The organism is Auritidibacter sp. NML100628 (assembly GCF_003185985.1).
In the GTDB taxonomy this organism is placed as follows: Bacteria; Actinomycetota; Actinomycetes; order Actinomycetales; family Micrococcaceae; genus Auritidibacter; species Auritidibacter ignavus.
Genome location: NZ_QHLP01000018.1, coordinates 1 through 12,953, shown reverse-complemented (window position 1 = coordinate 12,953; position 12,953 = coordinate 1). Strand labels below are relative to the sequence as shown.

General features: G+C 60.3%; 11 protein-coding genes and 1 tRNA gene. 3 read left to right on the top strand and 9 right to left on the bottom strand.

What is annotated here, in order from left to right:
- Nucleotides 1–12 precede the first annotated feature (12 nt).
- Nucleotides 13–831 (bottom strand): winged helix-turn-helix domain-containing protein, encoded by an 819-nt coding sequence (locus tag DCC24_RS10525; protein WP_110099872.1) that lies wholly within the window; start codon nucleotides 829–831, stop codon nucleotides 13–15.
- 259 nt (nucleotides 832–1,090) lie between these two features.
- Nucleotides 1,091–1,726 carry a uracil phosphoribosyltransferase gene (gene upp / locus DCC24_RS10520; RefSeq protein ID WP_110099871.1) on the bottom strand — a complete coding sequence of 212 codons (636 nt, stop codon included), beginning with the start codon at nucleotides 1,724–1,726 and terminating at the stop codon, nucleotides 1,091–1,093.
- Nucleotides 1,727–1,790: 64 nt separating this feature from the next.
- On the opposite strand from upp, the gene tadA reads away from it, so the two are divergent.
- The 3 genes from tadA (at nucleotide 1,791) to DCC24_RS10505 (ending at nucleotide 4,187) form a co-directional block, all read left to right on the top strand.
- Nucleotides 1,791–2,291, top strand: a complete 501-nt coding sequence (gene tadA, locus DCC24_RS10515; RefSeq protein WP_369860272.1) for a tRNA adenosine(34) deaminase TadA — start codon at nucleotides 1,791–1,793, stop codon at nucleotides 2,289–2,291.
- 75 nt (nucleotides 2,292–2,366) lie between these two features.
- Nucleotides 2,367–2,454: transfer RNA gene (locus tag DCC24_RS10510), tRNA-Ser, on the top strand.
- Nucleotides 2,455–2,690: 236 nt separating this feature from the next.
- A complete protein-coding gene (locus DCC24_RS10505; protein ID WP_110099870.1) occupies nucleotides 2,691–4,187 on the top strand; it encodes a cytosine permease in 1,497 nt (498 codons plus the stop codon).
- Nucleotides 4,188–4,246: 59 nt separating this feature from the next.
- On the opposite strand, the gene DCC24_RS10500 is transcribed toward DCC24_RS10505, so the two are convergent.
- The 7 genes from DCC24_RS10500 to DCC24_RS10475 form a co-directional block, all read right to left on the bottom strand.
- Nucleotides 4,247–6,874, bottom strand: coding sequence for a putative Ig domain-containing protein (locus DCC24_RS10500; protein ID WP_110099869.1), 2,628 nt, complete (start codon nucleotides 6,872–6,874; stop codon nucleotides 4,247–4,249).
- 258 nt (nucleotides 6,875–7,132) lie between these two features.
- The gene (locus tag DCC24_RS10495; protein ID WP_110099868.1) at nucleotides 7,133–8,275 is read right to left on the bottom strand and encodes a bifunctional 2-methylcitrate synthase/citrate synthase; all 1,143 of its coding nucleotides are present in this window, start codon (nucleotides 8,273–8,275) and stop codon (nucleotides 7,133–7,135) included.
- 47 nt (nucleotides 8,276–8,322) lie between these two features.
- Complete coding sequence (prpB, locus tag DCC24_RS10490) at nucleotides 8,323–9,252, bottom strand: methylisocitrate lyase (RefSeq protein WP_110099867.1); 930 nt, start codon at nucleotides 9,250–9,252, stop codon at nucleotides 8,323–8,325.
- 49 nt (nucleotides 9,253–9,301) lie between these two features.
- Nucleotides 9,302–10,819 (bottom strand): MmgE/PrpD family protein, encoded by a 1,518-nt coding sequence (locus DCC24_RS10485; RefSeq protein WP_110099866.1) that lies wholly within the window; start codon nucleotides 10,817–10,819, stop codon nucleotides 9,302–9,304.
- On the bottom strand, nucleotides 10,816–11,508 hold the full coding sequence (locus DCC24_RS10480; protein WP_110099865.1) for a GntR family transcriptional regulator: 693 nt from the start codon (nucleotides 11,506–11,508) through the stop codon (nucleotides 10,816–10,818). The genes DCC24_RS10485 and DCC24_RS10480 overlap by 4 nt, the downstream gene beginning before the upstream one ends.
- A gap of 237 nt (nucleotides 11,509–11,745) precedes the next feature.
- Nucleotides 11,746–11,883: a hypothetical protein gene (locus DCC24_RS12095; RefSeq protein WP_158524664.1), complete on the bottom strand. Its 138-nt coding sequence runs from the start codon at nucleotides 11,881–11,883 to the stop codon at nucleotides 11,746–11,748.
- A gap of 67 nt (nucleotides 11,884–11,950) precedes the next feature.
- The gene (locus DCC24_RS10475) at nucleotides 11,951–12,295 is read right to left on the bottom strand and encodes a hypothetical protein (RefSeq protein ID WP_110099864.1); all 345 of its coding nucleotides are present in this window, start codon (nucleotides 12,293–12,295) and stop codon (nucleotides 11,951–11,953) included.
- Between the last annotated feature and the right edge of the window lie 658 nt (nucleotides 12,296–12,953).

Genomic DNA, 12,953 nt, shown 5'->3' with positions numbered 1-12,953 from the left:
TGGCCACCCGATCTAAATGGAATATTCCGGAGCAGCCCAGACCACCACTTCGGGGTGCTCGTAGAAGCGGTACCCCTGACCGCGCACCGTCCGTACCGTGCCGGAGAGACGTCCCAGCTTGGAGCGCAAGCGGCGGATATGCACATCAATGGTGCGTTCATTGGGAACCTCATCGCTTTCATCCCACAGCGCGTGCAACAGCTCGTCACGATTCACCGTGCGGGATCCGTTGTCGATCAGGTAATTCAACAACTCGAACTCTTTGAAAGTCAGATTCAACGGCTCACCGTCCAGCAACACTTCGCGGCGGGCCAGGTCGATCAAGACACCGGGCTGACGTGTCGAGACGGGAGCTGGTGGCTGGGCCAAGTCAGGACGAACCCCGGCATTCATCGTCGGATCGCCCAGCACCTGCCGGACCACCTCGAGGTCATCACCGGCAGCTCCGGCCGGGGCAACGGCCACAGCTGCGTGAGTATCCGCCCCGGGAACCAGCGATTCCACGTAGTGGCGCAATTCATTGGCCAGCCTGGTCAGCGAGGTACCAGCCGCCGAGGCCAGTCCTTCATCCATGCCAACGTAGATCACGAATCCACGTGCTTCAGTTTCCTGCGCCACCGGCTGTAGACCCGGGTGGGCCTCGTCACGAGCCATCATGGTCGAGGGCTCACGCACCTGCCCGTCCGCGCGGGCATGATCAGATTGCATCGCCTCAGACTCAGCACGCCGAGAAGTATGATGCGCTTGCTCCTGGACCATCCGAGCTCGTTCGGCTCGACGGCGAGCATTGCGGACGGAAATGTGAACGTATCCTTGGGCTGAGCTGGACATAGAATGCAATTCCTTACACAGACTCTGCGACACTACGCTGTCCCCGATCCATCGCACTCCCATCGTGCGATTCATCCGGCGAGACGAGCGTCGCCTCGACAATGTTCTATCCCCTTAGATTCCCCCGTAACATTCCCGTAATGCAAGTACACGGCCCACCCATATCCCACATACTGAAATTCTCAGCCCTGAATATGAGAAAAATCACGCGTAATATAGCGATGCATTCCTTTTGGACCCAAGAAATCCCTGTATAGGATTACTCCGCCGTACCGTAGAGCCGGTCGCCGGCATCACCGAGGCCTGGAGAAATATAGGCCTGTTCGGTCAACCTATCGTCGAGTGCTGCCACAAAAAGATCGATGTCCATCTGGTGGTATGCCTCGTCGACCTTCTTCAACCCTTCCGGAGCGGCCACCAAGCAAATGCAGGTCACCCGCCGAACTTTGCGTTCGTGCAGGAAACGGATAGCCTCCACCAGCGTTCCCCCGGTGGCCAGCATCGGGTCGAGAACGAAACAGTGGCGTCCGGCCAGATCCCCGGGGAGTCGTTCGGCATAGGTGATGATATCCAAAGTTTCGTCATTGCGTTGCATCCCCAAGAAACCGACCTCAGCGGTCGGAGTCATCGTCATCATGCCTTCCAACATGCCCAGACCGGCCCGCAAGATCGGGACCACCAACGGACGGGGCGCGGCCAGACGGGCGCCTGTGGTCGCGGCAACCGGCGTGTTGATCTCGACCTCTTCCAAGGGTAGGTCCCGGGTGGCTTCATATCCCAGCAACGTCACCAGTTCGCTGGTGAGCTGACGGAAAATATGTGACGGCGTATTCTCATCGCGCAGCGCGGTGAGTTTATGGGCAATCAAGGGATGATCAACAACGTGGAATCGCATGCTCCAAACTCTACTCAACCCGACTGGATTTCCTGAGAACGGGCCCACGGCTAAGCTGTGATACGTGACCGAAACAGGAGCCTGTGATCCTCCCTGCGGGCCCGGCCCATTGCCGGACCGCGCCCAGCTCGAAATATGGATGCAAACTGCCATGGATCTTGCAGAAACAGCCACCCGCGCCGGCGACGTTCCCATCGGAGCCCTCCTCGTCAACCACACCGGCACTGTCATTGGCCAGGGCTACAACCGTCGCGAAGTCTCTGGCGACCCCACCGCTCACGCTGAGATGCTGGCCATCCGCCAGGCCGCCTCGGCTGATTGGCGTCTGGACAACTCCACGTTGATCGTCACGCTCGAGCCGTGTGCAATGTGCGCTGGGGCAATTGTGGCCGCCCGGATCCCCCGCGTGATCTTTGGCGCCTGGGAACCCAAGACCGGCGCCTGTGGATCAATTTTGGATGTTCTGCGGGAGCCACGATTCAATCACCAGGTCGAAGTCATCGCCGGCATCATGGCCGAGGAATCCGCTACTCTATTGCGCACCTTCTTCCGCGCGCGCCGCTAAGCACATCGACTCAATTGGAGAGTGCACGCAATGTCAGCTATGCTGTGTGGGTCAAGTTTCCTCCGGGAAACTTCAGGTAGCGTGTCCGAGCGGCCGAAGGTGCGACACTCGAAATGTCGTGTACGGTAACCCCGTACCGAGGGTTCAAATCCCTCCGCTACCGCCGAGTTACGGTCCCACGACATAGTTCTGGCTATGTTGTGGGACTCTTTTATGCACTTTTATGCACCTCGGGGTCCTGGTCGGCTACTGTGTCAGGTTATGACGCTGTTCACCGTGAGTTTTCCACTATTGAGACCACCTGTCTCCAATGCGTCACTATCATTATTCTGATCAATAATGTTCTGCATCACTGACAAACGCACTCACTCTTCACCACAACGACAAGGGGCCGAATTTATGAGCACCAAACCGCTGGTCGAAACCACGGGGATCGAGGTTATCGCCCCCGAGCAACGCACCGCTAAACCCGCCGACCTTTTTAAACCCTGGTTTGCCGCCAATATTTCGGTCTTCGGCATGAGCTACGGCGCCTGGGTTTTGGACTTCGGCATTTCGTTCTGGCAGGCCTTCGTTGTGTCGATCATCGGTATTGTCGTCTCGTTCTTACTCTGTGGCCTGATCGCGATCGCCGGGAAACGTGGCTCTGCCCCCACCATGGTGCTCTCACGGGCAGCCTTCGGCGTCCACGGCCAAAAAGTTCCCGGCCTGATATCCTGGCTGACCTCCATCGGGTGGGAAACGTTCTTGGCCATCTCTGCGGTGCTGGCCACCACTGCGGTGTTCAGCACCATGGGTTGGGGGGATGGCACCGGGATTCAAGTGATCGCGGCTCTTTTTGTCTCCGCTGTGATCGTCGCCGCCTCGGTGGCCGGTTACCACACGATCATGAAGCTCCAGGGATTTTTGACCTGGTTTACCGGCGTGGTCACCATCATCTACCTCATCCTGGTGATCCCCCAGATCAACTTCGCTGCGGTGTTGTCCACCCCACCGGGAAGCTTGCAACAGACTATCGGCGCCATGGTGATGGTCATGACCGGATTCGGCCTGGGGTGGATCAATATCGCCGCCGACTGGTCGCGCTATCAGCCCCGTTCCGCCTCTGACGCTGCGATTGTCTTCTGGAATACCCTCGGTGGTGCCGCGGCTCCGATCATCCTGGTCACCATCGGACTGTTATTGGCCGGCTCCGACCCTGTCCTGATCGATGGAGTCGCCGAAGACCCAGTGGGCACGCTGACACTGCTACTGCCTACCTGGGCGATCATCCCGTTTTGGCTGACTGCACTGCTGGCCCTAGTCTCCGGGGCGGTGCTGGGCATCTACTCCTCCGGGCTGACCCTGCTCAGCCTAGGTATTCGAATCCCCCGCCCGGCGGCAGCCGGCATCGATGGGCTGATCCTGACCGTGGGGACCATCTGGGTGGTGTTCTTCGCCGAAGACTTCCTCGGCCCATTCCAGTCCTTCCTGATCACCCTCGGTGTACCCCTGGCTGCCTGGGCCGGCATCCTCATCGCAGATATCCTCACCCGGCGCGTGGACTATCACGAGCCCTCCCTATTCAACCCCCGCGGTCTTTATGGTTCCTGGGACCTGATTTCCCTGGTGACTTTCGTCATCAGCTCGATCATCGGCTGGGGACTGGTGATCAACCAATTCGCCGCCGAGGCGCCGTGGAACAACTGGCAGGGCTATTTCCTGGGGCCTCTGGGCGGAAAAGACGGCGACTGGGCCTACTCCAACCTTGGTGTGATTGTTGCACTGGTGCTCAGCTTCGTCGTCACCTTCCTCGCACGTCGTCCGATCATTCGCGCCCAAGAAGCTCGCGCTCGTACACTCCAGCAACAAGCCGACCAACACGACGGGGAGCCCCACCCCGATCTCTCGGCGTAGCACTCCCCGAAGGTCGTGAGACTGCACGAGACCCCCTCACGAGGCCACGCTGGTCTCAATTAGGCCTGGCGACGGTGGCGCATCAGCACCCACCCCAGTCCGATCGACAGCGCTGCCAAACCGAGCGCTCCCAACGTGATTGTCGCACCGCTTGCCGCCAAGGTTCCCTCGCTGTCTTCAGTTGCCTGGGAGTCCTCAGCTGAGGTGTCGCCTTCGGTATCCTGAGCTTGGTCCTCACCGGCATCCTGGCCAGAATCCTCACCAGATTCCTTGTCAGAGCCGGCCTGGTCATCGGTGTCAGTGTCGTCACCGTCGGTGTCGTCACCATCGGTGTCGCGACCGGGCTCTTCACTCGGTTCTTCGGTCTGATCCTCGATCGGTTCATCAGACGACTCACCGTCACCAGGCGCATCAGTCGGGTCCTCAGTCGGCCCCTCCTGAGCAGCTTCAACGGTCAGCGTGAAGGTGATCTCATCAGCGGAGTCACCAGACTCATTCTGAGCCCGCACCGAAACCTCGAAACTTCCCTCATCGGTCGGAGTTCCTTCAATCGCGCCGGTCTCAGCGTTGTAGGACACGCCCTCGGGCAAGCCATCAACGGTGATATCCAGTTCAGCATCGGCCGGCTCGACCGAAACGGCGATCGGGTCGATCTCTTCGTTGATGGTCACCGTCTGATCAGCGATCTCGGCGATACTCACCTGCAGGTTTTCTGGTTCCGGCTCAATGACGAACCGCACCGACTGGGTGTCTTCACCAGCTTCACCAGTAGCCGTCACGGTAGCGGTGAAGGTTCCCGCCTCAGTCGGAGTTCCCGAAATGACGCCGGTTTCACCGTCATAGCTCAGACCACTCGGCAGACCGGAGATCGTGACCGTCTCCGCGTTGTGCGTTACGACCTGAACATCCTCAATGGGCTCGTTGACCGTACCGTGAACGTCGGAGATCGGGTCCACACGCACCGGTGCCTGTGGCTCAGACTCGTCAGCCTCACCCACGCGGACCTCGTCGGTCCGTAGCATGGTGCTGCGCGCGCTCAGGGAGATAGGCACGGTGTACTGGTCCGACTCAGGAATGTAATTCCGTGGGATCGAGGTGTCGTAGCTGGGCGCGTCGAAGGAGTCCAAGGTCGGCGAGTAGGTGTTGATCGTGACCTCGCTGTCGTCCACATCGAACTGCAACAGGCGCATGAACCCGGTCCGGCGCTCTCCGTCAACCTCATAGTTCTGGTAGTCGGCCAGCATTTCGAAGCTGGGTGCACCAGGACCGTTGTGGTTCACGTTCCAGGCGGTACCGTGATAGTGACCCGACAGCACCATCACGACGTTCTCGTTGGGCTCGACGACCTCATCGCGAATGTAGAACCCCTCACCCCCCAGGAACCCGTGGAAGCCATACGGCGCGATCCCCGAGATGGAACCGTCATCGTTATTCGAAGCCTGCAGGTAGGCGTGGGTGAACAGTAACCCATCGCGATCGGGGAAAGACTGGAAGATCTCACTGGCCCACTGCCGCATCTCGCGACTGTGACCGTACGGCAGGTGCACGGCAACGAAATCCTGTCCCGCAGCCGAGAACAGGTCGTAGTGCGCCGCGTTGTCGCCTTCGGCCCAGGGGCCACCGTATTCGGCATTCTCCCAAGTATCCGACAGCGCCTCGTAGCGCTCCGGTCCGAAGAACTCGTTGTACAGCGAGTTATCTTCCCGGCCCCACTTATTATCGTGGTTACCCGGCAAAATACCGTTGGGGACCCCGCCATCATCCAGGATCTGCTGCATCTGCGAGGCAAAACCGAACTCCTTGCGAGCGTGCTCGGCGGAGTGGTTGAGGTTCATGTAGTTTTCGATGATGTCACCGGTGTGACCGGTGTAGGCAATCTTGCGATCCTCAGCGTTGTCCACGATCCACTCAACCTGGTCGCGGTAGACCTGACCGAAGCGCTGGGCTACTTCCGGATCCTCAGACACGGCCCCCTCAGCGAGGAACTGCGTGTCCGTGATGTGGGCAATCGAAAAATCATAGGTGCTGGGATCGCGGAAGCCACCCAGTGCCGGGGCGTCGGTGGGGTTCCACTCGGTGGAACCGGTCATGTGTGGATCCTCGCCCACCACGGCCACGTAAGCCAGTCCCTGATCGTTGAAGGCCTGGGTGCCTAGCAACGCGCTGAGCTCGGTGTTCTCGGGGGCCTGCCCCTGCTCATCGGCGGCCAGCTCCCACTCGCCTGCCTGCTGATCCCAGACCATCAGCTGGACTTTCCGGTTGGGGTCCACCACGGCGGTGACGGTGATGATCTGGCCGGCCCGAGCATTGTCGACCTGGTAGATCTGGTACGGCTGTCGCCCCGGGCCCTCAGAGTTGGTATCCAGCGTCTGCTCGTCCAGCTGTGCTACCTCGCGGGGTGCCTGCTCGTAGGACTGTTCGGTGGGGTTGACCAGCTCTTCGTCAAAGGTGCCCGAGATAACGTTGAACTGGATCTGATCCTGCTCGTTCTGATCAGTCTGCTGGCCTTCATCATTGGACTGCCCTTGGTTGCTCGCCGTAGCCGGTGTCACCGCAACGTTGGTGATAGTGGAGGTTGCCACCAGAGCGCCAGCCGCAACGGCCGCGCACGTAGCGCGCAATGCCAGGCCGGCAAGTGACAGGGTTCGTGGTTGATCTGCGGGGTGTGGTGATGGTGAAAAGCGCATAGTCCCTAGGGTAAAACCACCAGTGATACCGGAAGTTAATCCACACCTTAACGTTCGGAGAATTGCTGACCAGCCGAAGACGAACACCCTCTCGGTGCTCTCGCGACAGCTCCGTGCTGTGAGCAACGTCCGACGACACCAGGTTCACCGTCAGGGCACCCGTGTGGCTCGGCTTGCCACAGCGTGGCCTATCACAGCTCGGCCCCGGAACCCGCCACAACCGCAGATCCCGGGGCCGAGCAGCGATGTCACGACACATTAGGACAGGTGACGCTCCTGGGGACCGTTGTATTCCGACAGCGGGCGAATCAGCGAGTTATTGGCACGCTGTTCCATGACGTGGGCGGTCCAACCGGTCAACCGGGCAGCGATGAACAGCGGGGTGAACATCTCGATATCGAAGCCCATCAGGTAATAGGTAGGCCCCGCCGGGTAGTCCAGGTTGGGTTTGATATCTTTGGCCTCCGACATGGCGGTTTCCAGTCCGTCGTACAGGCCCATCAGCTCTCCACGACCGTAATAGTCCACCATGGCATCCAAGGCCTGTTTCATGGTCGGCACGCGCGAGTCGCCGTTCTTGTACACCCGGTGGCCGAAGCCCATGACCTTCTTCTTGTCGGCCAGGGCCTGTTCCATCCAGCTCTTGGCCCGAGCAGCGGCCTCTTCGCGGGATTCCTCGGTACGGATGCCGATCTCCTCGAAGGTGTGCATCACGGCCTCGTTCGCCCCACCGTGGAGCGATCCCTTCAGAGCCCCGATGGCACCGGTGATCGCTGAGTGCATATCGGCCAAGGTGGAGGTGATCACCCGCGCGGTGAAGGTGGAGGCATTGAAGGAGTGCTCGGCGTAGAGGATCATCGACACTCGGAACGCATCCACGACCTCGGGGGCCGGCTCTTCGCCAAAGGTCATCCACAAGAAGTTCTCGGCGTAGTTGAGATCATCGCGGGGCTCGATGATCTCCTGACCACGCCGGCGGCGCTGATCGTAGGCCACCACGGCCGGGAACGCCACGAAGATCTCTTGGGCCTTGGCCAGCTCGGTCTCCGGGGAGGAGTCTTCCGAACGATCGTCGCGGGCACCCAAAACGGAGACGGCGGTCCGGCCCACATCCATCGGATGGCAGTCGGTGGGCAACAGGTCAATGGCTTCTTTGACCGCTGGGTCCAAGGCCCGATTGGCGCGTTCGAATTCGGTGAACGCAGCCAGTTCTTCCTCGGTGGGAAGCTCGCCCGTCCACAGCAACAGTGCTACTTCTTCAAAGGACTTCTCTGCGGCCAACTCCTGGACCGGGTACCCGCGGTAGAGCAGGGAATTAGTCTCAGCGTTGACCTTGGAGATGGCGGTGTAGTCTGCGACAACTCCGGCCAGTCCTTTCTTGATCTCGGTGTTCTCACTCATGGTTGAGAGTATTCCTTCCACATCTAGTGCCCTCCGCGACCAGAGGTCTAGAGGTTCTCAGCGTTCTGTTCAATGTCCAACCCGGGCACCTGGAAGTTGAAAATTCCGGTGTCGAAGGTGTTGTAGGCCTCGTAGTCCACCAGCTCGTATAGCCTGGCGCGGGTGAGCATCTGGTCCACGGCGGCTTGCTGCGTCCCCGAGGAAGCAATCTCATCCAACACCCGTTCGGCGGCTCCCATGGCTGAGCGTAGCAGTGTGACCGGGTAGATCACCACTGCGATACCAGCATCAGCCAGCTGCTGGCGGGTGAATAGCTCGGACTTACCGAACTCGGTCATATTGGCCAGCACCGGGACATCCACGGCCTGGCAGACCTGCTCGAATTCGCTCAGGTCCTTCATCGCCTCCGGGAAGATCGCATCCGCTCCGGCATCGACCAGTGCCTTGGCCCGATCAATGGCGGTGTTCAGGCCTTCCACGGCCCGGATGTCGGTGCGGGCCATGATCAGGAAGTTCTCATCGATCCGGGCATCAGTCGCAGCAGCAATGCGTTTGATCATGGTCTCGGTGTCGACTACGTTCTTACCATCTAGGTGTCCGCACCGCTTCGGGTTGAACTGGTCCTCGATGTGGGCCCCGGCCAGGCCGTTCAGCTCCAACATTTGCACCGTTCGAGCCACGTTCATCGGCTCGCCAAATCCGGTGTCAGCATCCACGATGGTCGGCAGGTCAGTCATCCGGGCGATCTGCCCGGCGCGGGTAGCCACCTCAGATAGGGTCGTCAGCCCGATATCGGGTAGCCCCAGGTCATTGGCCAGCACCGCGCCGGAGACGTAGACGCCATCGAAATTCTTTTCGGCGATCAGCTTGGCGCTGAGCGGGTTGAATGCTCCGGGAAACTGCACGGCAGCCCCGGGTTTGAGAATCTCCCGCAGGTGTTGACGTTTCGCTTCGGGGGCGACGGTGGAGTACAACATAGCGTGTCATCCTCTCCTTACGACATACATCGGTCAGGCACGACCAGATCTAGAACAATCCCCGAGGATCATCGGCCGGATTGATCACACCGGCTGTCGCGCGAATGTTGAGCTGTCCCAGCTCACCGGCCGGCAGGTTTTCCAGATCCTGGACCACCGACAGGAAGCGCTGGATCTCTTCTTCATCTACCACACCCTCAGCCAGTGCGCGGAACTTGTTGATGTACTGCTCGCGACCGAAGGGACGAGCACCCAGCGGGTGCGCATCGGCCACAGCGATCTCGTCGGTGATCACCGATCCGTCGGTCAGGGTGATGGTCACCGAACCGCCGAAGGCCTTCTCATCTAGATCAAGCGAGTGGTACCGACGGGTCCATTCCGGGTCTTCTTCGGTGGTGACTTTGTGCCACAGGGCCACGGTATCCTCGCGACCGGCACGCTCGGGCGCGTAGGAATCGACGTGGTGCCAGGTACCATCCTGCAGAGCGACGGTGAAGATATAGGGCACCGAGTGGTCCAGGGTCTCCCGCGAAGCGGTGGGATCGTACTTCTGCGGGTCGTTGGCTCCGGAACCGATCACGTAGTGGGTGTGGTGCGAGGTGGCGATCTTGATCGATTCAACGTTGGCCGGATCGGCCACCTCGGGGTGCTCGTGGTGCAACTTGCGTGCCAGATCGATCCAGGCCTGGGCCTGGTACTCGGCGGAATGCTCCTTGGTGTAGGTATCCAAAATGGCCAGCTTGGCTTCGCCAGCCTCGGGCAACGGGACGGTGTATTCAGCGTCCGGGCCATCCAGCAACCAAGCGATCACGCCATCCTCGCCTTCGTAGATCGGCACCGGCGAGGTCTGCCCGCGCAGGGCACGGTCCATAGCTTCCACGGCCATCTTGCCGGCAAAGGCCGGTGCGTGCGCCTTCCACGTGGAGATTTCGCCCTTCCGCGACTGACGGGTCGCGGTGGTGGTGTGCAACGCCTGCCCGATGGCCTGGAAAATGGTCTCCACCTCGGCCTTGAGCACGGTTCCGATACCGGCTGCCGCCGAAGGGCCCAGGTGGGCAACGTGATCGATCTTGTGAGCGTGCAGACTGATCCCCTTGACCAAATCGACCTGGATCTCGTACCCGGTGGCCAGACCGCGGATCAGATCGTGGCCGGAGGCCCCCACGTGTTCGGCGGCGGCCAGAATCGGCGGGATGTTGTCTCCGGGGTGCGAGTATTCGGCGGCCAGAAACGTGTCGTGGTAGTCGAGCTCGCGCACGGCCACGCCGTTGGCCCAGGCTGCCCATTCCGGGGAGGTTTTTGTGTCCACGCCGTAGATCGAGGCCCCGGAACCACTGTGGGAAGCCTGATGTGAGGTGGCCTGCGCGCGGGCCGAGACGATCGGAGCGCGGTTCAGTGAGGCAATGGCCACCGCGGCGTTGTCGATGATCCGGTTGATGATCATCTCGCGGACCTCCTCGGTCACCTCGACCTCGTCGGCGGCAACGCGAGCGAGCTGATAAGCCAGTTGCTCTTCTCGGGGCAGGTTCTCTTCGGAGCGGTAAACCCGTACTGTGTGGTCTTTCATGATGTTCTGTCACATGTCCTTTCATGATCTGCCGCAATGGCGGCGTTGAATGCGGGGGTCAGGGCGTGGTCAAGAATGTGTTGGAGGGCGTGGTGCAGATGGAGGGTGGTCGCGGCTTGGGCAACATCGGGATCACCGTTGGCCACGGCCCGGGCGATCTCTGCGTGTTCGGAAGCTGAGGCGCGCAACCGGTCCGGATCATCTTGGGCCATCAGTCGCACCCGTTGCAGGTGGATCCGCAGATTTCTCACCGCGGCGGTGATATATGAGTTCTGCCCGGCCTGGTCGAGCCGGTCATCAAGCTGGGACACCAGCTGATAATAGGGTTCGGATTCCAGTGTGTGTCGCCGGGCAGCGTTCTCAAAAGCTTCGGCCAACTCCACGAACGGCTCACGGTGCATCTGATCAGCACTCGCGGCGGCTCGGGCGATCGCTGTTTCGAGCAACCGGCGCAACTCGAACATGTGACGCACTTCCGGCAACGAAACATCGGAGACCGTGGTGGCTCGAGTCCCCTGCTGGGTGGCCAAGCCGTCAGCGACCAGCCGGGCAATGGCTTCTCGCACCGGTGTGCGGGATACACCGAGTCGCTCCGAGAGTTCTACTTCAGCCAGTACCTTTCCCGGGGCTAAGGTCCAATGGATGATGTCATCCCGAAGTGTTTCGTAAGCTAGGTCACTTGCTCTCACATCACCCCAGTGTATACACAGTCGTGCTCGAGACCGATACCTCATGGCACTTTTCCCAAACATCAGCCAGCGCCCCACGGTCGATGTATACATCGGGGATCGGGGTGGATGAGGATGAGGACGATGGCCAGATGGCCACTGGATAGTTGGACTGTCTCCCGGGGCATAGCAAACTGCCCAGATAAATGGTCGGCTTCCTGGTTTTCTCGTCCGCGGCAAGGGAGGGGTTGCTTTCCCTCATGGCTGAGTCGTCAAGGTCCTCATGGGTGCCTGGTCGTTATGCGTGAAGGACTCGCCGTCGGTCACCACGAAGGATTCCTGATCGGGCAGGTCCCACACATCCAGCGGGTCGATGGTGGTCTCGTCCTGCTCCATTCACCCTCATATTTGTCAGTGTTAACCCCATCGATTCGAGCTTCGATCCCAGCGACCACATCACCGATCAGCTCCCGGTATAGCCCTGGTCGAACTCCACGGATGCTACGGCCGAGGGATCGGGGATATCTACACTCACCGTGACGGTGACATCACCGCCCCACGAGGAGTCGTTTGTACCTTCAGACCCGTGAAACACAGAGATTCCAGGCAAGGCAGACATCACCACCGGTGGGGCCCGTATCGAGTGCTCCAGGTCCTCGGCAGCGGTTTGGAGGTACGCTTCGGTTGTGGAAGTGCTCGTCCAGTCATCAAACACCACGCCCCGCTGACCAGCGGTGGCGAGTTCAAACGTGACCGTGTGCTCCCGTCCGCCCTGGGTCAAAACCGCCTCCACAGGAATGTGGTGCATCGTATTTGGGGGTGTGGGAGGGGCCTGAAGTTACCGGTTTCGTGATGGCTTCGCCCGGTCCGTTGGGCGTTGGTGGGCGGGTGAAGAATGCGAGTATGTTTTCTGTTCGGGGTTTGCGTGTTCGTCCGAGTCGTTTGAGCTCCTCCAGTCATCGGCGACTGGATCGTATGGGCCGGAGATGACTTTGTGTAACAGCGTTGTGCCGTCGCCTCTCTCGGGTGCTGTAGGCGGTGACGATGTCCTGGTAGAGCCCCCAGGTCACGTCGACAACGGTGAAGCCTGGGTTAGCCAACAGGTTCATGATTGCTTCCTGTTCCGTTGTTGTGATGGGGGCTTGGGCAGAGGGTGCCTGTCAGCAGGGTCTTATCTGCCCGGTGCAGCGGGCCAGCGGGTTGTCGGGTTGCTGGGTTGTCGGGCGGGCCACGACGGACAGTCGTCTGGTGCTGAATCCCACACCGTGAGGGATCAACCGAGCAGAGGACATACTGGCATTTTTCACCCGCCCACTAACGCCCAACGGGCCGGCCTAAGCCCGTTACATTCATTTGTAGGTCCTCATCAGAGGATCTGGTCGCTGGTCCTGGTATGGTTTTTTTGCCCTGTCATCGATGATCCGGGGGGTGTTGCCGCCAGGAGTCCAGGACGCGCGTTGACTGCT